This window comes from Actinotalea soli, assembly GCF_017565425.1.
Lineage (GTDB): Bacteria > Actinomycetota > Actinomycetes > Actinomycetales > Cellulomonadaceae > Actinotalea > Actinotalea soli.
Map to the genome: position 1 here is coordinate 50,529 of NZ_JAGEMK010000012.1, position 19,878 is coordinate 70,406.

General features: G+C 73.4%; 20 protein-coding genes, 1 tRNA gene and 1 other RNA gene. 6 read left to right on the forward strand and 16 right to left on the reverse strand.

Annotation, left to right across the window (positions count from 1 at the left end):
* Positions 1-74: 74 nt before the first annotated feature.
* The 5 genes from J4G33_RS16385 to J4G33_RS16405 form a co-directional block, all read right to left on the reverse strand.
* Complete coding sequence (locus J4G33_RS16385) at positions 75-836, reverse strand: hypothetical protein (protein WP_208057078.1); 762 nt, start codon at positions 834-836, stop codon at positions 75-77.
* Complete coding sequence (locus J4G33_RS16390; RefSeq protein ID WP_208057079.1) at positions 833-1,711, reverse strand: ATP-binding cassette domain-containing protein; 879 nt, start codon at positions 1,709-1,711, stop codon at positions 833-835. The genes J4G33_RS16385 and J4G33_RS16390 overlap by 4 nt, the downstream gene beginning before the upstream one ends.
* On the reverse strand, positions 1,708-2,145 hold the full coding sequence (locus tag J4G33_RS16395; protein ID WP_208057080.1) for a GntR family transcriptional regulator: 438 nt from the start codon (positions 2,143-2,145) through the stop codon (positions 1,708-1,710). Before J4G33_RS16395 ends, J4G33_RS16390 begins: the two co-directional genes overlap by 4 nt.
* Before the next feature lie 278 nt (positions 2,146-2,423).
* Positions 2,424-3,509, reverse strand: a complete 1,086-nt coding sequence (locus tag J4G33_RS16400; RefSeq protein ID WP_208057081.1) for an aspartate-semialdehyde dehydrogenase — start codon at positions 3,507-3,509, stop codon at positions 2,424-2,426.
* A complete protein-coding gene (locus tag J4G33_RS16405) occupies positions 3,506-4,786 on the reverse strand; it encodes an aspartate kinase (RefSeq protein WP_208057082.1) in 1,281 nt (426 codons plus the stop codon). The genes J4G33_RS16400 and J4G33_RS16405 overlap by 4 nt, the downstream gene beginning before the upstream one ends.
* A 266-nt stretch (positions 4,787-5,052) precedes the next feature.
* Between J4G33_RS16405 and J4G33_RS16410 the strand changes: the two genes are divergently transcribed.
* The 3 genes from J4G33_RS16410 to J4G33_RS16420 are packed head-to-tail and all read left to right on the forward strand — an operon-like array spanning position 5,053 to position 7,727.
* Positions 5,053-5,562 carry an SSI family serine proteinase inhibitor gene (locus J4G33_RS16410; RefSeq protein ID WP_208057083.1) on the forward strand — a complete coding sequence of 170 codons (510 nt, stop codon included), beginning with the start codon at positions 5,053-5,055 and terminating at the stop codon, positions 5,560-5,562.
* A gap of 9 nt (positions 5,563-5,571) precedes the next feature.
* A complete protein-coding gene (locus J4G33_RS16415; protein WP_208057084.1) occupies positions 5,572-6,579 on the forward strand; it encodes an ABC transporter ATP-binding protein in 1,008 nt (335 codons plus the stop codon).
* The gene (locus tag J4G33_RS16420; RefSeq protein WP_243759274.1) at positions 6,576-7,727 is read left to right on the forward strand and encodes an ABC transporter permease; all 1,152 of its coding nucleotides are present in this window, start codon (positions 6,576-6,578) and stop codon (positions 7,725-7,727) included. Before J4G33_RS16415 ends, J4G33_RS16420 begins: the two co-directional genes overlap by 4 nt.
* A gap of 53 nt (positions 7,728-7,780) precedes the next feature.
* Here J4G33_RS16420 and J4G33_RS16425 read toward each other — a convergent pair whose 3' ends face one another.
* The 3 genes from J4G33_RS16425 to J4G33_RS16435 are packed head-to-tail and all read right to left on the reverse strand — an operon-like array spanning position 7,781 to position 11,485.
* The gene (locus J4G33_RS16425) at positions 7,781-8,443 is read right to left on the reverse strand and encodes a DUF5063 domain-containing protein (protein WP_372435074.1); all 663 of its coding nucleotides are present in this window, start codon (positions 8,441-8,443) and stop codon (positions 7,781-7,783) included.
* Positions 8,436-9,035 carry a recombination mediator RecR gene (gene recR, locus J4G33_RS16430; protein WP_208057086.1) on the reverse strand — a complete coding sequence of 200 codons (600 nt, stop codon included), beginning with the start codon at positions 9,033-9,035 and terminating at the stop codon, positions 8,436-8,438. The genes J4G33_RS16425 and recR overlap by 8 nt, the downstream gene beginning before the upstream one ends.
* 17 nt (positions 9,036-9,052) lie before the next feature.
* Positions 9,053-11,485, reverse strand: coding sequence for a DNA polymerase III subunit gamma and tau (locus tag J4G33_RS16435; protein ID WP_208057087.1), 2,433 nt, complete (start codon positions 11,483-11,485; stop codon positions 9,053-9,055).
* Between the two features lie 154 nt (positions 11,486-11,639).
* On the opposite strand from J4G33_RS16435, the gene J4G33_RS16440 reads away from it, so the two are divergent.
* The gene (locus J4G33_RS16440) at positions 11,640-12,479 is read left to right on the forward strand and encodes a MerR family transcriptional regulator (RefSeq protein WP_208057088.1); all 840 of its coding nucleotides are present in this window, start codon (positions 11,640-11,642) and stop codon (positions 12,477-12,479) included.
* A gap of 28 nt (positions 12,480-12,507) precedes the next feature.
* On the opposite strand, the gene J4G33_RS16445 is transcribed toward J4G33_RS16440, so the two are convergent.
* The 7 genes from J4G33_RS16445 to J4G33_RS16475 form a co-directional block, all read right to left on the reverse strand.
* Positions 12,508-12,933 (reverse strand): hypothetical protein, encoded by a 426-nt coding sequence (locus J4G33_RS16445; protein ID WP_208057089.1) that lies wholly within the window; start codon positions 12,931-12,933, stop codon positions 12,508-12,510.
* Between the two features lie 124 nt (positions 12,934-13,057).
* Positions 13,058-14,413: an ABC transporter permease family protein gene (locus J4G33_RS16450; protein ID WP_208057090.1), complete on the reverse strand. Its 1,356-nt coding sequence runs from the start codon at positions 14,411-14,413 to the stop codon at positions 13,058-13,060.
* The gene (locus J4G33_RS16455; protein ID WP_208057091.1) at positions 14,410-15,165 is read right to left on the reverse strand and encodes an ABC transporter ATP-binding protein; all 756 of its coding nucleotides are present in this window, start codon (positions 15,163-15,165) and stop codon (positions 14,410-14,412) included. Before J4G33_RS16455 ends, J4G33_RS16450 begins: the two co-directional genes overlap by 4 nt.
* A 145-nt stretch (positions 15,166-15,310) precedes the next feature.
* Positions 15,311-15,407: signal recognition particle sRNA small type (gene ffs, locus J4G33_RS16460), an RNA gene on the reverse strand.
* A 55-nt stretch (positions 15,408-15,462) separates the two neighbouring features.
* Positions 15,463-16,131 carry a methionine ABC transporter permease gene (locus J4G33_RS16465; protein WP_208057092.1) on the reverse strand — a complete coding sequence of 223 codons (669 nt, stop codon included), beginning with the start codon at positions 16,129-16,131 and terminating at the stop codon, positions 15,463-15,465.
* A complete protein-coding gene (locus tag J4G33_RS16470; protein ID WP_208057108.1) occupies positions 16,128-17,321 on the reverse strand; it encodes a methionine ABC transporter ATP-binding protein in 1,194 nt (397 codons plus the stop codon). Before J4G33_RS16470 ends, J4G33_RS16465 begins: the two co-directional genes overlap by 4 nt.
* Before the next feature lie 158 nt (positions 17,322-17,479).
* On the reverse strand, positions 17,480-18,397 hold the full coding sequence (locus tag J4G33_RS16475; protein WP_208057093.1) for a MetQ/NlpA family ABC transporter substrate-binding protein: 918 nt from the start codon (positions 18,395-18,397) through the stop codon (positions 17,480-17,482).
* A gap of 411 nt (positions 18,398-18,808) precedes the next feature.
* On the opposite strand from J4G33_RS16475, the gene J4G33_RS16480 reads away from it, so the two are divergent.
* Positions 18,809-19,150 carry a VOC family protein gene (locus J4G33_RS16480; RefSeq protein WP_208057094.1) on the forward strand — a complete coding sequence of 114 codons (342 nt, stop codon included), beginning with the start codon at positions 18,809-18,811 and terminating at the stop codon, positions 19,148-19,150.
* On the opposite strand, the gene J4G33_RS16485 is transcribed toward J4G33_RS16480, so the two are convergent.
* Complete coding sequence (locus J4G33_RS16485; RefSeq protein WP_208057095.1) at positions 19,138-19,485, reverse strand: hypothetical protein; 348 nt, start codon at positions 19,483-19,485, stop codon at positions 19,138-19,140. The genes J4G33_RS16480 and J4G33_RS16485 overlap by 13 nt on opposite strands.
* A gap of 125 nt (positions 19,486-19,610) precedes the next feature.
* Here J4G33_RS16485 and J4G33_RS16490 point away from each other — a divergent pair.
* A tRNA-Ser gene (locus J4G33_RS16490) sits at positions 19,611-19,695 on the forward strand.
* Positions 19,696-19,878 lie beyond the last annotated feature (183 nt).

Sequence of the window (19,878 nt, forward strand, 5' to 3'; positions counted from 1 at the left end):
GGCGGCCGCCGGGCGGACAGGGTGCGGGTGCGCTCGTCGTGGGCACGCCGCCCCTCGACGAGCGATGCGGGGCGTCAGGTCGCGAGCTTGCGCACCTGGACGCCGAGGATCAGGCGGTGGGCGGCGAGGCTCATGGCGCCCAGCACGAGCAGGACGAGCACCACCCTGGGTGCCAGGCCGAGGTCACCCAGCGCCGCCGTCGAGAGAGCCGGGGTGGCCAGCAGGATCGGCCCTGCCGTCAACGGCAGCGCGAGGGTTCCCCACCACCCGCCGGCCCGGTAGTAGACGATGCCGACCAGCACCCCGCTGAGCTGGCCCGCGAGGAAGAGCAGCCCCACGTCGAGCACCACCAGCCCGACCTGACCGGAGCTGGTGAACAGGCCCCCGGCGCCGTCGACCCCGTGGGCCCACCCGGTCCATCCGTACACGGCCCTCTCGAGCTGCAGCGCCAGGGTGAAGAGCGCGGCGTACGCGACCGCCATCACCACCGCAGCGGTGAGGGCGGCCCAGCCGAGGCTGCGTCGAGTCAGCCCGGCGCCGATGTGGATGTTGGTGTAGGTGGTGATGCCGACGATGGCGATCGAGAACGGGAACCAGGTGAGCCCTTGCCGCGCGTGCTGCACGATCGACCCGGCGGGGGTCGTGACGTTCGAGACGATGATCGTGGCGGCCGCGACCAGGACGACGAGCATGCCCAGGGCCCAGAGGAACATGAAGCCGTGGGTCTGGAGCAGCCAGCGCAGTCCCGTGCGGTAGCCCGAGCGGTGCGACGGCGTCGCGGGGCGGGGCGTGGACCGCGTCGGGGTGGGGCTGGCGGTGGACGTCGGGAGGCTCATCGTGCCGGCTCCTTCGCGGTGAGGTGGACGACCAGGCTCTGCAGGTCCACCGGGCCCACCTCGAGCCCGGCGGCATGGGCCTCGGCCCGGGCAGCGTCGTCCAGGGTGGCGTCGACGGTGGCCTGGACCGTGGGCCCGAGCTGCTCGCGTCGCAGGACGCGACGGCCTGCGACGAAGGCGTCGACCGCGGGTCCGGGACCTGTCACGCGGGCCCCTCGGGCGCCGAGGACGTCGGCGTCCTCGGCGAGGAGCACCCCGCCCCGGTCGAGGATCACGACGTGCTCGAGCAACCGCTCGATCTCCTCGATGAGGTGGCTCGAGAGCACGATGGTGCGCGGGTGCTCGACGTAGTCCTCGAGCAGCGCGTCGTAGAAGGCGTGCCGGGACGGCGCGTCCATGCCGAGGTAGACCTCGTCGAAGAGCGTCAGCTCGGCCCGGGTGGCGAGCCCGACGACGGCTCCGAAGGCCGAGCGCTTGCCGCGCGAGAGCTTGGTGGGCTTGCGCCGGGGGTCCAGCTCGAAGGTGTCCATGAGACGGTCCGCGAGGTCGCGGTCGAAGTGCGGGCGGGCCCTCTCGAGGTAGTCGAGGGTGTCCTTCATCCCGGTGTCGACCTCGACGTCACCGCTCTCTCGGACCAGGCAGGTCCCGGCCATGACGCGAGGGTTCTCCCACGGGTCCTCCCCGTCGACCAGCACCCGGCCGGCCGAGGGGCGGCGGAAGGCCGCGAGCACCGAGAGCAGGGTGGTCTTGCCCGAGCCGTTGCGGCCCAGAAGACCGTGGATCGCGCCGGGGGCGAGCGTGAGGCTGGCCCTCTCGAGGGCCACCGTCCGGCCGTACTCGACCGTGAGGTCCTGGACCTCGACGCCGAAGCTCATCGCACTCCTCCGTCCTCGAGGGCGGCGCCCTCCGGAGCGGCCGTCCGCGCGACCTGGGGGGCCGCCGTCGGGCCGGAGCCGGCGTCGAGCTGGCGCAGCCGGTCCGCCACCTCGGTGAGGGGGATCCCCAGCACGCGCGCCTCGGCGACGAGGGGCTCGAGGACGTCGGTGAAGAACCGCTCGCGCCGCCCGGCCATGAGCTGGTCGCGGGCCTCGGGGCTCACGAACATGCCGACACCGCGGCGCTTGTAGAGGACGCCCTCGTCGACGAGCTGGGCGAAGGCCTTGGCGGCCGTGGCGGGGTTGATCCGGTACGTCGTGGCGTACTGGGTGGTGGACATGACCTGCTCCTCCTCTCGGAGGCTGCCGTTGAGGATCTCGGTGCGGATCCGGTCGGCGATCTGCAGGTAGATGGGGTCGCGTCCGTCGAACACGGTCACATCCTCCCTCGCCGCCGGGTTCCGTGGTTCATTACTCCACTAATGAACCACGGAACCACCGCTCGCACAACCCCCCGCCCCTCGCAGGACAGATCGGGGTCGATCAGGGTCACCATCTGACCCCGATCGACCCCGGTACCGGCGAACGGCAGGGCGCGGAGGCGTCACGAGGGGGAACGGCGAGAGGCGCCGTCCCTCGGGGGGACGGCGCCTCTCGGTACGGGGTGACGCTGCTGCTCAGACGGCCACGGGCACGTGCAGCGGGTCGAGGGTCAGCTGCTCGCGAGCCGCTTCGTGGCGATGAGCTCGGCGATCTGGACGGCGTTGAGCGCAGCGCCCTTGCGCAGGTTGTCCCCGCTGACGAAGAGCGCGAGCCCGCGCCCCTCCGGGGCCCCCTCGTCCTGCCGGATCCGCCCGACCAGGCTGGGGTCCTTGCCCGCGGCCTGCAGCGGCGTCGGCACGTCGACGATCTCGACCCCCGGCGCGTCGGAGAGGAGCTCGTAGGCCCGCTCGACCGAGATCGGCGTGGCGAACTCGGCGTTGATCGACAGCGAGTGCCCCGTGAAGACCGGCACCCGCACGCAGGTGCCCGAGACGAGGAGATCAGGGGCGCCGAGGATCTTGCGGCTCTCGTGGCGGAGCTTCTGCTCCTCGTCGGTCTCGAAGGACCCGTCGTCCACGACCGACCCCGCCATCGCGAGGACGTTGAAGGCGATCGGGTGGTCGTAGATCACGGGCTCGGGGAAGTCGACCGCGCCGCCGTCGTGGGTGAGCGCCGCGACGTCGGCTCCCTCGAGGGCCTTGATCTGGGTCTCGAGCTCGGCGACGCCCTTGAGCCCGCCCCCCGAGACCGCCTGGTACGTCGAGACGACGAGCCGCTGCAGTCCCGCGGCGTCGTGCAGGGGCTTGAGGACGGGCATCGCGGCCATGGTCGTGCAGTTCGGGTTCGCGATGATGCCCTTGACGGCCTGGTCGATGGCCTCGGGGTTGACCTCGCTGACCACGAGCGGCACCTCGGGGTCGCGGCGCCAGGCCGAGGAGTTGTCGATCACGGTGACCCCCGCCGCGGCGAACCGCGGGGCGAGGGCCTTGGAGGTCGAGCCCCCGGCCGAGAAGAGCGCGATGTCGAGGTCGCTCACGTCAGCGGTCTCGGCGTCCTCGACGACGACCTCGCCCCCCGCCCAGGGCAGGGTGCTGCCGGCCGAGCGGGCCGAGGCGAAGTAGCGCATCTCGGCGACGGGGAAGTCGCGCTCGGCGAGCAGGCGGCGCATCACGGCACCGACCTGCCCCGTCGCGCCGACGACGCCGACCCGCAGGCCGGGGCGTCCCTGGCTCTCCGTGTGCTCTGCCCCGCTCATCGTCCCGACCCTCCGTAGACCACGGCCTCGCCGTCGGCCGAGTCCAGCCCGAAGGCCGAGTGGATCGCGCGGACGGCGTCGTCGAGCTGGTCGGCCCGGGTGACGACCGAGACGCGGATCTCCGAGGTGGAGATCATCTCGATGTTGATCCCTGCGTCCCGCAGCGCACCGAAGAGCTTGGCCGAGATGCCGGGGTGGGACTTCATGCCGGCACCGACCAGCGAGACCTTGCCGATCGCGTCGTCGTACTGGAGCTCGGCGTGGCCGAGGGTCTCCTGGGCCTCCCGCAGCGCGGCGGTGGCCTTCTTGCCGTCCTCGGCGGGCAGCGTGAAGGAGATGTCCGTGAGGCCGGTCTGGGCGGCCGACACGTTCTGGACGATCATGTCGATGTTGACCCCCGCGGCCGCGACGACCTCGAAGACCCGCGCGGCGCTGCCCGGGACGTCAGCGACGCCGATGAGAGTGATCTTGGCCTCGCTGCGGTCGTGCGCGACGCCCGCGATGATCGGCTGCTCCATCTGTCCTTCTCCTTCTCGGTCGAGCGGCTCGTCGGTGACCAGGGTCCCGGTGTGCCCGCTGAAGGACGAGCGCACGTGGATCGGCACCTGCGTACGGCGGGCGTACTCGACACAGCGCAGCATGAGCACCTTGGCGCCGCTCGCGGCCATGTCGAGCATCTCCTCGTAGGTGATGCGGTCGAGCTTGCGGGCCGTGGGGACGATCCGCGGGTCGGCGGTGAACACGCCGTCGACGTCGGTGTAGATCTCGCAGACGTCGGCGTCGAGGCCGGCGGCGAGGGCGACGGCGGTGGTGTCCGAGCCACCGCGTCCCAGGGTGGTGACGTCGTTCGTGTGCTCGGTGACGCCCTGGAACCCGGCCACGATCGCGACCGAGCCGGCGTCGAGCACCTCGCGGATGCGGGTGGCCTTGACGTCGAGGATGCGGGCTCTGCCGTGCACGTCGTCGGTGATGACGCCGGCCTGCTGGCCCGTGAAGGACTGCGCGTCGACGCCGAGGTTCGCGATGGCCATCGCGAGCAGCGACATCGAGATGCGCTCGCCCGCCGTCAGCAGGATGTCCATCTCCCGCGAGGGTGGCAGCGGCGTGATGTCGTTGGCGAGGTCGATGAGCTCGTCGGTGGTGTCCCCCATCGCGGACACGACGACGACGACGTCGTCCCCAGCGCGCCGCGCCTCGGCGATGCGCTTGGCGACACGCTTGATGCTCTGGGCATCGGCGACGGAGGAACCGCCGTACTTCTGAACGATCAGACCCACGGTGCAACGCTCCCGGTGTGGTCTCGACTCGGCGCGGGCAGGCCGCGCCCGGACCGCTGGAGCATAGTGCCGCTCAGATTCCGGACACCGAGGCTTTCAGCATCCGGATGGCTGCAAGCCCTCTCGCGGACGCGACACAGACGGGACGAGGACCGGTGAGCACGACGCCCTGGACGGTGCCGGTGCTCCCCGAGACGGGTCACCGCCCGGGCGCACGGCCCCTCGACCCGGCCCGCACCTGACCGCTGCGGACGAAGGAGCAGACCATGCAGAGCCCTCGACGCCCACGGCGCACCCGACCCGCCCTCGGGGCGCGGGCCGGCGCGACCGCCGTCCTGCTCGCCGCCCTCGCCGTGACCGGGTGCGCGAGCCCGGGGCAGCCCGGCGCCCCCGCCGAGGACGACGGGGCCGCGTCGGGCCCGGCACCTGAGGAGACTGCCGCCGCCGAGGGCACCACCGACCTGACGATCACGGTCGACCCCACGGGTGAGGGCGCGTCGAGCACGTACACCCTGACCTGCGACCCCGCCGGGGGCGACCACCCCGACCCCGAGGCTGCGTGCGCCCTCCTCGAGGAGGTCGGGGTCGAGGCGTTCGCACCGGTCCCCCGGGACGCCTCCTGCACCCAGCAGTACGGCGGCCCGCAGACCGCGACGGTCGAGGGCACGCTGGGCGGTGAGCAGATCGACGCGCGCTTCGCGTACACCGACGGGTGCGAGATCAGCCGCTGGGACGGCGTCGCCGATCTCCTCCCTGCGGACGCGGGCCTGCTCTAGGTTCGGACCATGTCGATCACGGTGCAGGGGGTCCGGCGGCACTTCGGCGCGGTGCGAGCGGTGGACGGGATCGACCTCGTCGCCCGCAGCGGCGCGGTGACCGCCCTGGTCGGCCCCAACGGCTCAGGCAAGACCACCCTCCTGCTGCTGCTGGCCGGCCTGCTGCGCCCCGACGCCGGCACGATCGACGTCGCGGGCCACGAGCCCGGGGTCGGCACCGGTGCGCGGGCCGTCACCGGCTGGATGCCCGACTCCTTCGGCACCTGGGACTCCCTCACCGCCCGGGAGGTGCTCACCACGGTCGGCGCCGCCTACCGCCTGCCGGCCGCACAGGCTGGGGAGCGCGCCGCCGAGCTCCTCGACCTGGTGCACCTGACCGACCTGGCGGACCGTCCGGCCCACGTGCTCTCCCGCGGGCAGAAGCAGCGGCTCGGCCTCGCCCGAGCCCTGGTCCACGACCCGCAGGTGCTGCTGCTCGACGAGCCCGCCTCCGGGCTGGACCCGCGCTCGCGGGTCGACCTGCGGGTGCTGGTGCGCACCCTGGCCGCGCAGGGCAGGACGGTGCTCGTCTCGAGCCACGTCCTGGTCGAGCTCGACGAGATGGCCGACGACGCCGTGTTCATCTCGGCAGGTCGCACCGTCGCGGCCGAGAGCCTGGCGACAGCCTCCGCGGCACGCCGGCCCTGGAGGCTGCGGGCCCTCTCCCGGACCGGCCTCACAGCCTGGCTCGACGAGGCCGGCATCCCGTGGCGCGCGGACGGGGACGGCGCGGACCAGGTCGCCGCCGAGCCCGCGCCAGCCGGGTTCGGCCCACCCGCGGTCGACCCCACGGAGGCGAACGGGCCGGATGCGGCGCCCGCCACCGCGGGGATGGTCGTCGTGGACCTCGAGGGTGAGGCCGCAGCAGCCGACCTGCTCCGCGCGGCGGTCGGTGCGGGGGTCGCGGTGACCTCGCTCGCACCGGCCTCGGGGGCCCTGGAGTCCGCCTACCTGGCCCTCGAGGAGGAGCGACGATGAGCGTCCGGACCGAGGAGCTCGGCGGGGCGCCGAGCAGGCCCGACCCCGTCCCGATGGTCCCCGGCACCTGGGGCCTCACCTGGCACGGGGTGCGGACCGTGGCGCGGCTCGAGCTGCGTCAGCGCATCCGCTCGACCCGCTGGGTGATCTCGCTGGTGGCCTTCGGCCTCGTGGTCGGTGCCGTCACCCTGCTCACCTGGCTCGTCTCGGACACGGAGCCGGGATTCGGGGCCGGTCGGACGATGTTCGGCTTCATCGTCTTCTTCGTCCTCTTCCTCGGGCTGCTCGTCTCGCCGACCCTGTCGGCCACCTCCATCAACGGCGACCGCGCGGCCGGCACCCTCGCGACCCTGCAGGTCACCCTGCTCAGCGCGGCCGAGATCGCCGTCGGCAAGCTCCTGGCCTCGTGGCTCGCCTCGCTGGCGTTCCTCGCCGTCTCCGCGCCCTTCCTGCTGTGGGCCCTGGCCACCGGCGGGACCCCGGCCGTGGCGGTGGTGACCACGCTGGTCCTGCTCGCCGTGATGCTCGCGGTGGTCTGCGCGATCGGCCTGGGCTTCTCGGCCCTGACCACCCGCACCGCCGGGTCCTCGGTCCTGACGTACGTGGCCGTGGCCAGCCTGTCCATCCTGACCCTCGTGGTCTTCGGCCTGACCCTCCCTCTGGTCAGCGGCGAGGAGACCCAGCAGGTGTACCGCGAGGACTGGCGCGCCGCCGAGGAGGCAGCCCTCGAGTCCGGCGGGGAGTACGTGCCGGGCCCGTGCGAGTGGTTCGAGGAGGAGGTCTACGTCGCGCACACCGAGCGGACCTGGTGGCTGCTCGCGGTAAACCCGTTCGTCATCGTCGCCGACGCGATGCCCGGGGCCCCGGAGACCGACGCCCACGGCGGGTACGTCGGCGAGGGCGATCCCATGTCGCTCATCCGCTACGGAGTCCGGCAGGCGCGGCTCGGTCCGCCCGAGACCCAGGACTGGTGCTACCAGCAGCCCGTCACCCAGGGCTCCGGACGCGCAGAGCTCGACGCCCTGAGCCCGGCCTGGCCGTGGGGCCTCGGCGCGAATTTGCTCCTCGCGGTCGGTGGGGTGGTCCTGGCGGTCCGCCGTCTCCGGATCCCGCAGGACCGACTGCCGCAGGGCACCCGCGTGGCGTGACCGCCCACGCTCGCGCAGGAGCGGACCGGCTCAGCCCGCAGGCGCAGGCCGGCTCAGGGGTGCAGGGCCTGGAACTCGGCGTCGGCCGCGACCTCGTCGTCGACGTCGAGGCGCAGGTGGGCGAGCACCGTCTGCAGCACGCGCAGGGCTGACGAGGCCCGCTCGCCCCAGTTCGACAGGTAGGAGAACTGCCACCACCACAGCGCCTCGAGCACCTCGCCCGAGTCGTGGTGCCGCAGCCCCTGGGCGAGGGCGCCGACCACGAGGACGACGTCGCTCGAGACCGAGGAGGTCACGACCTCACGGCCGAGCACCGGGTCGTCTACCTCGGCGTAGTCGTCGATGCCTTCGAAGACGTTGCCCAGGGCGGCACGCAGCGGGTCAAGGTCGACGTCGGGGCCGACGTCGGGCTCGAAGCGCTCCGAGGGCACGACGTCGACCATCGCCCCCAGGCGGGCCCCGGCGGCGAGCACGTCGGAGATCGCCAGGAGCAGCAGCGGGATGGCGGCCTCGGGGTTCGCCCCGGCGGCCACCTCGGTGACCGTGGTGGTGAAGGCCCGGGACTCGGCGGCCATGGTGTCGGCCACCTCGCGCAGGTCGGCCGGGGCCTGGGCGCGCCCTGGACCGTCGGGCTGGGCGCGGCCTGCGGGGGCGACCGGGGTGGCGTCGTCGCTGCCGGGCTGGGGGGTCGGGACCGTGGGGGTGGTGTCAGGCACTGATCTGCCTCCGTCCTTCGAAGGCCCGCCCAAGCGTGACCTCATCGGCGTACTCCAGGTCTCCGCCCACCGGCAGCCCGGAGGCGAGCCGGGTGACCCGCAGGCCCATGGGGACCAGGAGTCGGGCGAGGTAGGTCGAGGTGGCTTCACCCTCGACGTTCGGGTCCGTCGCGAGGATGACCTCGGTGACGGTGCCGTCGGCGAGACGGCTCATGAGCTCGGAGATCCGCAGGTCGTCCGGCCCGACGTTGTCGATCGGGTTGATGGCCCCGCCGAGCACGTGGTACTTCCCACGGAACTCCCGGGTCCGCTCGATCGCGACGACGTCCTTGGGCTCCTCGACCACGCAGATCACCTCGTTCGAACGACGAGGGTCCCGGCACACGCGGCAGTGCTCCTCCTGGGAGACGTTGCCGCAGACGGTGCAGAACTGGACCCGGGCCTTGACCTCGGTCAGCGCGTCGACGAGTCGACGGACGTCCACGGGGTCCGCGGCGAGCAGGTGGAAGGCGATCCGTTGCGCGCTCTTGGGACCGACGCCGGGCAACCGCCCGAGCTCGTCGATCAGGTCCTGGACCGCACCCTCGTACACCCGACCAGACTAGTTCCTCAGGACGGGTCGTCGGGGATCTCGTCGATGACGGTCCCGCCGAGCATCTGCGCGACCAGGGGGGCGCCGACGAGGCCCGAGGAGGCGAGGTCCGGGTCGTCCGGGTCGTACTCGTCCTCCGAGGCGGGCCGGGTGGGCTGGCGCACCGGGCTGGCGGCGGGCGCGGGACGGCTCCCGGGGCCCGGCGCCGTCCTGGGGGCCGGGGCCGGCTCGGGGTCCGGTTCGGGCCCGTCGGGGATGCCGTCGGTCGGGGCCGGGGTCGAGGTCTCGCGGGAAGCTGCAGAGCTCGTCGCGGGTGCCGAGTCCGCCGCTCCCGAGCTCGACCGGGACGACCCGCCGGTGGGCTCGGGGGCGGTGCGCGGCGCGGCGGGCCGGTCCGGCGCGCTCGCGGTCGCCGGGACGTCCCAGGAGGCCTCGGCCTCGCGGGTCGAGATGCGCCCCGTCCCCCCTCCCGAGGCCGCTGACGGGGACCGTCCGCCACCATCGCTCGCGGGGGCATCCCCGGGCTGGCCTGCGGGGTCGGCCGGCGGGGCGGCCGGAGCAGCGTCGGCGAGTGCGGTCTCGATCCGCAGGTCGAGGCCGAGGGTCTCGTGCAGGGCACGCTGGACGTTCTCGGGGTGCGGGCCCGTGCGGAAGGTCGTCGCCAGCTGCGGGGTGCTGAAGGCCAGGGACAGGGTCTGCTCGGCGACCCCGGCGACGTGGGCGTTCTGGCTGACCAGCACCCAGGTGGCCATGCGGAGCCCACGCAGGGTCTGCAGCACCTCGGGCCACCGGCGCCGCACCGTCTCGGCGTCGAGGCCGGGCGTCGCGGCGGGCTGGGCCGTCGGGGGTACCGGGGTGGGCTGGGCCGGGGTGGGCTGGGGTGTCGGGCTGGGCTGGGGTGTCGGGCTGGGCTGGACTGTCGGGCTGGGCTGGGCCGCTGGGACCGGGGCGCTGGGCTGGGCGGCCGCGGGCTCCGCGACCTCGGGCTCGGGCGCCGTGGAGCTCTCGCCGGGGTCGGCCGCCGACGCCACCTGCGTGGGCGACGCGGCGGAGGCTGTCGGGACGCCGTCCGGGGAGACCTCCGGGGCTGCCGACCCCCGCGGGACCGACCCGTGCGGGGCGCTCGGCTGCTCGCGGTCGGCCGTCCCCTGCTCGGCGGCGACGACGCCGGGCGCGGGGCGCACGGTCGCGACCGGGATCGGGGCAGCAGCCGGCACCTCTGGCGGGGCCGCACCGGCGGCGGGGGCCGGGGCGGGGGCGGCGGCCGGGGCGGCAGCAGGGCGCGTTCCCCCGCTCAGCTCCCGCTCGACGCGGTCGATCCTGGCACCGAGCCCGCGAGCGCCGTCGTCGGCGGCGGGGAGCAGGAGGCGGGCGACGAGGAGCTCGAGGTGCAGCCGCGGGGAGGTCGCCCCCGTCATCTCGGTGAGGGCCTCGTTGACCAGGTCGGCCGACCGGGAGAGCTCGGCCGCCCCGAGCACCGACGCCTGGGCGCGCATGCGTTCGAGCTGGTCGGCGGGCAGGTCCCTGAGCACGGCCTGCGCCGCCTCCCCGGAGGCGGCGATGACGATGAGGTCGCGCAGCCGCTCGAGCAGGTCCTCGACGAACCGCCGGGGCTCGTGGCCGGAGCTGACCACGCGGTCGACCACCCGGAAGGCGCTCGCGCCGTCCCGCGCGGCGATCGCGTCGACCGTGTCGTCGAGCAGGGCCGCGTGGGTATACCCGAGCAGGGCGACGGCCCGCTCGTAGTCGATCCCCTCGGCGGTCGCCCCGGCGACGAGCTGGTCCAGCACGGACATCGAGTCACGCACCGAACCACCACCCGCGCGGACCACGAGGGGCAGCACGCCGGCGCCGACCGGGACGCCCTCGGTGGTGCAGACCTTCTCGAGGTAGGGCAGCAGGGTGTCGGGGGCGACGAGGCGGAAGGGGTAGTGGTGGGTCCGTGACCGGATGGTCCCGATGACCTTGTCCGGCTCGGTCGTCGCGAAGACGAACTTCACGTGCTCGGGCGGCTCCTCGACGATCTTCAGCAGCGCGTTGAACCCCTGCGAGGTGACCATGTGGGCCTCGTCGAGGATGAAGATCTTGAAGCGGTCGCGGGCCGGGGCGAAGGTCGCGCGCTCGCGCAGGTCCCGTGCGTCGTCGACACCACCGTGGCTCGCGGCGTCGATCTCGACGACGTCGAGCGACCCCGCCCCGCCGCGGGCGAGCTCGACGCACGAGGGGCACGTCCCGCACGGGGTGTCCGTCGGTCCCTCGGCGCAGTTGAGGCAACGCGCCAGGATCCGGGCCGACGTCGTCTTGCCGCAGCCTCGCGGGCCGGAGAACAGGTAGGCGTGAGTCACCTTGTCGCTGCGCAGGGCCTGCATGAGCGGGTCGGTGACGTGCTCCTGCCCGATCACCTCGGTGAAGGTCTCGGGCCGGTAGCGGCGGTACAGGGCGGTGCTCACGCCAGAACCCTACGCGGGGAGGGGGACACCGCGGCACCCGCGAGCGCCTCCCGGTGCGCACGCGGGCCGCCCCGTCCACAGCCCCGGCACCGCGGGCCACGATCCCCCTCGGAACCGCCCCCCTTGAGCCTCACACGGTGTCAGGGTGTGACCTATGGGCATGACCCCGTCCGACGAGCACCTGCTGAGGATCGGCGACCTCTCCCGGCTGTCGATGATCAGCGTCCGCATGCTCCGGCACTACGACGAGCACGGCGTGCTGCGCCCCACGCGCGTCGACCCCGACTCGGGCTACCGCCTGTACTCCAGCGCCCAGCTGCGCACCGCGGCACGGGTCCGCGAGCTGCGGGACGTCGGCCTCGGGGTCGCCGAGCTGGCCCGGTGCGTCCCGCTGCTCGACGACGCCGACGCGATGCGGGAGGTGCTGGCCGAGCACCGGCTCCGCCTGGAGACCGAGGCCGGGACGGTCGCCGACCGGATCCGCGGGGTCGATCACCTCATCACCGCGTTGGAGGAACCGCTGATGTCCATCGAGATCACGCACCGCACCGTCCCTGCCCGCACCGTCGCGAGCCTGCGGGACACCATCCCCACCTACGCCGACGAAGGGCTGCTGTGGCAGCGCCTCATGGTCGGCCTGCCGGCCGCGGGGGCCGTCCCTGCCGAGGACCCCCGCTCGGTCGCCGTCTTCCACGACCCCGACCACGTCGAGGCGGGGCCCGACGTCGAGGTCCAGCTCGACGTCGTCGGACCGTTCGCCTCGGACGGGGAGGTCGCCTGCGTCGAGGTGCCCGAGCAGGAGGTCGCCGTCGGGGTGCTCCGCGGCTCGTACGACGGGATCTCCGAGGTCATGGAGGCCCTGGGCCGGTGGGTCCCCGAGAACGGCTACACCTTCGCCGGGCCGATGTTCAACGTGTACGTGGTCAGCCCCCAGGAGGACCACGACCCGAGCCGCTGGGTGACCGAGGTGTGCATGCCCGTCACGCGGGGCTAGCAGGTCGCGGGGCTAGCGGGTCGCGGGGCTAGCGGGTTGCGACGCCGCGTCGCGCGACGGTCCGCGCGCCGACGACCACCACCACGGTGGCGATCCCGACGGCCCCCGCGACCGCGGCGATCGAGAACCGCCCAGAACCATCGGATCCCGCTGCCACGACGACGGCGACGGCGGCGCCGACCATGGCGACGACCAGTGCGCTGCGACCGGCGAGCTCGACCCGACGCGTGGCATCGGGGCGGGGCAGGACCGCGGCGACGACCGCCACGAGGACGGCGGAGACCCCCGAGACCCCGGCGACGACGAGGAACGTCGGCTGCTCGGAGGGGCCCGCCGCGAGCCCGGCGGCGATGGCGACCCCGAGGAGCAGGAGCGCCACGAACCAGGCCAGGAGGGAGACGAGCAGCATCGTGGCCGGGGGCAGCGGAGACGCCACCTGGGCTGTGCGGTCCACCGTGATGCCCCCTCGTGCATGCCCGTGCGTGCTCGCGGGCAGCCTATCGGGCAAGGGCGCCCTCCGGTCGGACGCCCTCACCTGGTCCGCCGGGACCACCCCACCCGGTCCGGGCAGACCCCACCTAGTCCGCCCTGACCACCGGGTCGCGCAGGACCGATCGCAGCAGGGGCCGGGTGCTCTCGACGGCGCCGAGCACCAGGAGAACCCCGCCGGTCAGGCAGACGGCGAGCATCACCATGCCGCCCGGGCTGCTCACCCCGGTGAGCCCGAGCCACGGCGCGAACATGAGCACCGAGGTCGCCGTCGACCCGACGACCACGAACAGCAGAGGACCGAGGACCTCACGACGTCGCACCTCGTCGAGCAGCTCGGCCGGCACGCCCGCAAGGTGCTGCAGGCCGTACTCGCGACGTCGGTCGAGGACCGAGGCCGCCTGCGCCACCCCGGCCGAGACGGCGGCGAGGACGAAGGCGATGACCAGGGTCAGCAGGGCGCCGGTGCTCAGGTCGGTGAGGAGCAGCTGTTGGTCGGCGTCGTCGGTGCTGGCCGCGGCCAGGGACGGCACGATGGCGAGAGCTCCCGCGACGAACCCCGCGAGCCCGAGGCCCCCGACGACGCGCCACGCGGCCCGGGGGTCGTCGAGCAGGCGCCGGGCGGCGAGCAGCCGGGCCGGGGTCGAGGCGCGGCGCAGCTGGATCCGCGCCAGGAGCCCGAGCACCCACGGCCCCACCACGTTGAGGGTGGCGAAGGCGAGCCCGAGGCTCCCGACGAGGAACACGAACGCTGCGGCGCCGAGGGAACCGAGGGCCGTGCTGATCACGATGAAGGTGCCGATGCCCACGAGGGCGACGACCAGCCGGATCACGCTCATGCCCTTGGGCCTCTGGCGGCGTGCCACCCCGAGGGGGGAGACGACCACGCGACGCAACGACACCGCCCCGGAGACAGCAGCGAGCAAGGGCACCGCCAGCAGGACGATCAGGACGACCGTCCCGCCCACCCACAGCTCCCCCACCGCGAAGCTGCTGCCCTGGAACGGCACCAGGGCCCACAGCGGCAGCAGCAGGCCGTAGAGGAGGACCCCGAGGGCCGCGCCGACCAGGCCCTGGCCCGAGGTCTCGACCAGGGTGAGGCCCACCACCTCCCGCGGGGTGACCCCCAGCAGGCGCAGCGTCGCCAGCCGGGCGTCCCGACGGGCGAGGCCGAGCCGGGCCGCCGCTCCCCCGAGGGTCAGCAGCGGGACCCCGAGCAGGACGACCGCGGTCCACGCGAGGACCACGTAGATGTCGGACCACTCCGCCTGGAAGGCCGTCTGCGGCTGGGCCTCGCGGCCGACGAAGCCCAGCAGCCCACCCACCACCGACAGGGTCAGGGCCGTGGTGACCGCGAAGGCCGCGACTCCCAGGGCCGTGGTGAGCTGGGTGTCCTTCCCCCCGGCGCGGTGCAGGCCGGGGGCGAGGGCCAGCACGGCCCTCATCGGAGCACCCCACGGTCCACGACGGTTCCGTCGCGCATCTCGATGCTCTCGTCGCACCAGCCGGCCACGGTCGCGTCGTGGGTCACGACGACGAGGGCGGCCCCGGCTGCTCGGGTGGTCTCGGTCAGCACGCGCATCACCTCGGCACCGGTGGCCTGGTCGAGGGCCCCGGTCGGCTCGTCGGCGAAGACGACCGCGGGACCGGTGATCAGGGCACGTGCCACGGCGACGCGCTGGGCCTGCCCGCCCGAGAGCTCGCCGGGGCGGCGCTGCTCCATGCCCGCCAGTCCCAAGGAGTGCATCCACTGTGCGGCCAGCTCGGTCGCCTGCCTGCGGTTCGCACCCAGGAGCATCGAGGGCAGGGCGATGTTCTCGATCGCGGGCAGCTCGGAGAGGAGCTGGCCGAACTGGAAGACGAACCCGTAGTGCCGTCGTCGCAGCAAGGACCTCTCCCGCTCCCCGAGGGTGCCCACCTCACGCCCCCGCAGCGTCACCGTCCCGGCGTCGGGCACGAGGATCCCGGCCAGGCAGTGCAGCAGGGTGGACTTGCCCGAGCCCGAAGGGCCCATGACCGCGAGGGAGCGCCCACCGTCGAGGTCGACGTCGACCCCCGCGAGGGCCGTCGTCGTGCCGAAGCGCTTGGCCAGTCCGCGGGCGGTCATCGCCGGGCCTGCCGTGGCGGGGGGCGCCGAGACGGGCGGCGGCGTCGTCGAGCGTGGTGTCGTGGTCGGCGTGATCGGAGCGTGGTCCATGGCGTCCAACCTCCCGCGAGGGAGGGGGTGCCCGCGTCGCACGACGGGCGGGTCCTCGCGGCGGCCGGCTGCACCCGAGGGCTGGTCCGGGGTCCGTCCACGGTCGTACACGGCCCGGGGTCCGTCCACGGTCGTCCACCGGGCATGCAAGGACCCCCCGCACACCCGTCAGAGCCCGCCTGCCCTTGCTGCCTTCCGGCCCTGGGGGAGTTCAGCGAGATGACGCCGCACGAGGGGTCGACGACAAGCCTAACGCAGCCCGGCGCCCCGGATCGACCCGGGGCGCCGGGCTCGGGCTCAGCGCCGCAGCGCCTTGCGGGCCAGGGCGTTGCCGAGCACCTGCACGAGCTGCACCAGCACGATGATGATCGCGACGGTGGCCCACACGACCTCCCAGTTGAAGCGCTGGTAGCCGTGCCGGATGGCGAAGTCGCCCAGACCCCCGGCACCGATCATGCCCACCACGGCCGACATGTCGATCACCGCGATGGTCAGGAAGGTGAAGGCCAGGATCAGCGGCCCGAGGGCTTCGGGGATGAGCACCGACCACACGATCCGCCAGCGCGAGGCGCCCATGGCCCGGGCCGCCTCGACCACTCCGGGGTCCAGGGCCACGAGGTTCTGCTCGACGAGCCGCGCGAAGGCCACCGCAGCCATGATCGCCATCGGCGGGATGGCCGCCTCGATCCCGATGGTCCGCCCGACCAGGGCCATGGTCAGCGGCCCGACGGCGAAGACGAAGATGATGAACGGGATCGGTCGGATCGTGTTGATGAGCAGGTTGAGCACCGTGAAGACGATGCGGTTCTCCAGGAAGTTCCCCCGCCGCGTCACGTACACGGCCAGCCCGAGGGCCAGGCCCGCGACGCCCGCGATGAGCAGCGAGATCGAGACCATCCAGAGGGTCTCGCCGAAGGCCTTCTGCAGCAGCGGGACCAGGTAGTCCCAGTCGGTCTCGTTGTTCATCGACGCCACCTCCTCAGGTGGGTGAAGGGATTCCACGTGGGACTGTCGGCGTCGGCCAGACGGTCGGTGTCGACGGCCTGCGGCAGGGTCGGGGAGGACGGCCCCTCGTCGCCCTCGGGGGAGGCGGTCGTCGCGCGGGGCCCGACGGCGTCAGGGTCGGCGAGCGGGTGCTCGGCGGTCCCGAGGTCGAGGACCGACGTGGTGCTCGACAGGTCGGTGATGAAGCCCGCGATGGCGGCGTCCTCACCGGCGAGCTCAAGGGTCAGGGACCCGTAGGGACGCTCGGCGATCTCGACGATGCCGCCGTAGATGATGGTGCCGTCGACCGGGTGCTCGCGCAGGGCCCGGGTCAGGTCGGTCGAGGAGGCGCCGTCCTCACGCACCGCGACGGTCACGATGCGACCGGGGTGGCGGTGCCGCAGCCGCTCGAGGGCCGCGGGGCTGGGCCGGTCCCGCAGGGCGGTCCCGACGAACCGTCGCGTGGCCCGGTGCTCGGGACGGGCGAAGACCGAGTACACGTCGCCGTGCTCGACGACCTTGCCCCCCTCCATGACGGCCACGCGGTCGCAGGCGTACTTCACGACGTCCATCTCGTGGGTGATGACGACGACGGTCACGCCGAGCTCGCTGTTGACCCGGCGCAGCAGGTCCAGCACGTCCTGGGTGGTCTCCGGGTCCAGGGCCGACGTCGCCTCGTCCGCGAGCAGGATCTTGGGGTTGGTCGCCAGCGCCCGGGCGATCCCCACTCGCTGCTTCTGCCCGCCGGAGAGCTGGGAAGGGTACTGACGTGCCTTGTCGGCGAGCCCGACGAAGTCCAGCAGCTCGGCGATCCGGTCCTTGCGCTCCTCGCGGGGCCAGCCGGCGACCGCGAGCGCGTAGCCCACGTTGCCGGCCACGGTGCGCGAGGAGAGCAGGTTGAACTGCTGGAAGATCATCCCGATCCCGGCGCGGACCCGACGCAGCTCGCGCTCGGGCAGGGCGGTGACGTCCTGACCGTCGACGATCACCTCGCCGGCTGTCGCGGGCTCGAGGGCGTTGATGAGGCGCACCAGGGTCGACTTCCCGGCACCGGAGTAGCCGATGACGCCGAAGATCTCACCGGTGCGGATGTCCAGGGTCACGTCGTCGACGGCGCGGACCTCGCCGGACTTCGCAGGGAAGGTCTTGACCGCGTGGCGGAAGCTGACCATCGGTGGAGCGGTCGTGCTCACGGGGGCCTCGTTCCGAGGTTGGGGTTGGGGGTGTCGTCGGGGCAGTACGACCCCCTGCGGCGTGCTGCCCCGACGACGTGCGGTGCGCGGGGACCCGGCCGGCCGGTCGAGGCCGGCCAGGTCCCCGCGCCGAGGACTCAGCCCTGGGAGTCGGCCTGGACCTCGGCGAGGTAGCCCTGGAGCTCCTCGGCGGACTGGTCCGCGATGACTGCCGTGCCGCCCGAACCGGCCACGAGGGCGTCCTGGACCTCGGGGTCCTTGTACAGCTCGATCAGCGCGGCGAAGCGCGGGTCGTCGGCGTTGTCGGCCCGGGCCGCCCAGACGTTGATGTACGGGCGGGCGGCGTCCGAGCTGGCGTCGTCCTGGTAGAGGGCGTCGGCGGCGTCGATCCCGGCGTCCTCGAGGAAGTCGTTGTTGATGATCGACGCGGAGACCGAGTCCAGGGCCAGGGCCGTCTGCTGGGCGTCGACCGGCGTCACGGTCACGCGGGACTCGTCGGCGAGCACGTCGGCCTCGGTCGAGAAGGCCGTGCCGCCGTCGCGCAGGGCGATCAGACCGGCGTCCTGCAGCACCAGCAGGGCACGCGAGAGGTTGGTCGGGTCGTTGGGGACCGCGATCTCGCCGCCCTCGGGGATGTCGTCGACCGAGGTGAACTCGGACGAGTACAGGCCCAGCGGGTAGACGGCGGTCGCCGCGATCGGGACGAGGTCCTCCCCGGCCTCCACGTTGTACTGGGCGAGGTAGAGGATGTGCTGGAACTGGTTGAGGTCGAGCTGCTCCTGGCTGAGGGCCGGGTTGGGCTGGGAGTACTCGGTGAAGTCGATGATCTCGACCTCGAGGCCCTCGTCGGCGGCCTTCTGCTCGAAGAGCCTCCACTCGTCGGAGGAGGCCCCGACGACGCCGATGGTCACGGGCTCGTCGGCGGCGGAGGCGTCCTCGGCGCCCGTCTCGGCGTCCCCGCTCTCAGGGGAGCAGGCTGCGAGGCCCAGGGTCAGGGTCGCGGCGGCGAGGATGGCCGAGGTGCGCAGGGCGGGGCGGCGGGTGGTGCGGCTCATGATGGATTCCTTCGGTGGTGCCGGCGGTGTCCCGGCGGGGGTTCAGGGGGAGGCGTGCTCAGCGGCACGCAGCACCACGGGCTGCCGGTCGCTGCTCAGAGGGCAGGGCACGACGCCGCGGGCGCGGTGGGGCAGGCGGGGTTCCGGCAGCTGAGGTGCCGGGGGCCGACGGTCGGAGCGGTGGAGCTGGGCCCGGTGTCCGGGCGGTCAGTCGGGGCTCAGGCGGTCGCGGCGTCCCGCTGCAGCATTCGCATGCACATCATCGCGCGGGCGGAGGCCGCGTCGATGTGCAGGGCGAGCATGCTGTGGCGGGTCATGGCGCCATCGTGCCCCGGCCCGACGCGTCCACCAAGCGGGATGGACACATGTCTCGCATCATGGGACGCGAGACGCCCGTTCTCGTCTCAGCACGTGACCGGGGTCACGCCGGCGAGGCTCGCCGGGCTCGTGCGCCGGCGCCGCTCCGGGCGCTGCACGCAGCACCACCTCGACACCTCCCTCTGGCCGCCGTCCTGCATCGGTGGCCCCTCCCGGGACGAGGACCTCGTGCCCCGCATCCAGCTCTCCAACGTCTACGTGGACGACCAAGCCAAGGCCCGGGCCTCGTACACCGAGGTGCTCGGGTTCGTCCCACGCACCGACATCCCGGTGGGCGAGCTCCGGTGGCTCACCGTGGGCTGGTGCGCGAGATGCTCCCGCGCGCTGCCTGCCCCCGTGCCAGACGTGGCGGCCCGACGAAATCAGGCGGGGTGAGCGAAGCCTGTCGAGCTGAGCGTGACGGTGTAGCCGAGCAGGCCTGCCAGGAGCAGTGCCACGAGGGCCAGCCCCACCAGGGCGAACCGCGCCCGCCGCACCCACCAGGACGTGGCCACGACCACCCCCCAGAACCCGAGGACGACGGCCGAGCTCACCACGGCGGTGGTGCGGCGGTACTCCTCGGTGCAGCTCGGGTCCCCGGGATAGACGGCCGGGCACACGACGTCGAAGCCCTCGGCCCACCAGATCGCCGCGAGGGACGCGATCGCGACGAGGGTGCCGAGGAGGATCGGGACCCAGCGGTGGCGCGGGCCGGAGCGGGTGGTGCTCATCGGTCGATCACACCACGCGGCCCAGGTCGCCCTCGACCGGAGGCGAGCCGTCTGCCGTGACCCGGGAAGGCCCGCTGCGGCCCGGTTCGGCTCCCGGGCGCTCCTCCGGTACCCTCGGTGGGCCAGGAGGATTCGCCTAGTGGCCTATGGCGCACGCTTGGAAAGCGTGTTGGGTTAACGCCCTCGGGGGTTCGAATCCCCCATCCTCCGCAGCCGAAGGGCCCGCGACCTGCAGCGATGTGGGTTGCGGGCCTTCGTCGTGATCGCTCCGGGCCGCTGGCGGAGTGGTGGTGGGAGAGCGCCTCCTCGATCGTGGTGTTCGGCTCGACGCCCACCAGCTGCGCGATGCCGAGGCACTTCGGGCCGCCCGTGCGACCGACTCCACCGGGTGCA

Excerpts from the sequence above, each read along its gene's own strand:
- J4G33_RS16420 (WP_243759274.1), top strand. The coding sequence starts at position 6,576 with ATGAGCGTCCGGACCGAGGAGCTCGGCGGGGCGCCGAGCAGGCCCGAC.
- J4G33_RS16475 (WP_208057093.1), bottom strand. The coding sequence starts at position 18,397 with ATGAGCCGCACCACCCGCCGCCCCGCCCTGCGCACCTCGGCCATCCTC.
- J4G33_RS16390 (WP_208057079.1), bottom strand. The coding sequence starts at position 1,711 with ATGAGCTTCGGCGTCGAGGTCCAGGACCTCACGGTCGAGTACGGCCGG.
- J4G33_RS16450 (WP_208057090.1), bottom strand. The coding sequence starts at position 14,413 with ATGAGGGCCGTGCTGGCCCTCGCCCCCGGCCTGCACCGCGCCGGGGGG.
- J4G33_RS16385 (WP_208057078.1), bottom strand. The coding sequence starts at position 836 with ATGAGCCTCCCGACGTCCACCGCCAGCCCCACCCCGACGCGGTCCACG.
- J4G33_RS16465 (WP_208057092.1), bottom strand. The coding sequence starts at position 16,131 with ATGAACAACGAGACCGACTGGGACTACCTGGTCCCGCTGCTGCAGAAG.
- J4G33_RS16410 (WP_208057083.1), top strand. The coding sequence starts at position 5,053 with ATGCAGAGCCCTCGACGCCCACGGCGCACCCGACCCGCCCTCGGGGCG.
- J4G33_RS16455 (WP_208057091.1), bottom strand. The coding sequence starts at position 15,165 with ATGGACCACGCTCCGATCACGCCGACCACGACACCACGCTCGACGACG.
- J4G33_RS16440 (WP_208057088.1), top strand. The coding sequence starts at position 11,640 with ATGGGCATGACCCCGTCCGACGAGCACCTGCTGAGGATCGGCGACCTC.
- J4G33_RS16485 (WP_208057095.1), bottom strand. The coding sequence starts at position 19,485 with ATGAGCACCACCCGCTCCGGCCCGCGCCACCGCTGGGTCCCGATCCTC.
- J4G33_RS16470 (WP_208057108.1), bottom strand. The coding sequence starts at position 17,321 with ATGGTCAGCTTCCGCCACGCGGTCAAGACCTTCCCTGCGAAGTCCGGC.
- J4G33_RS16400 (WP_208057081.1), bottom strand. The coding sequence starts at position 3,509 with ATGAGCGGGGCAGAGCACACGGAGAGCCAGGGACGCCCCGGCCTGCGG.
- J4G33_RS16415 (WP_208057084.1), top strand. The coding sequence starts at position 5,572 with ATGTCGATCACGGTGCAGGGGGTCCGGCGGCACTTCGGCGCGGTGCGA.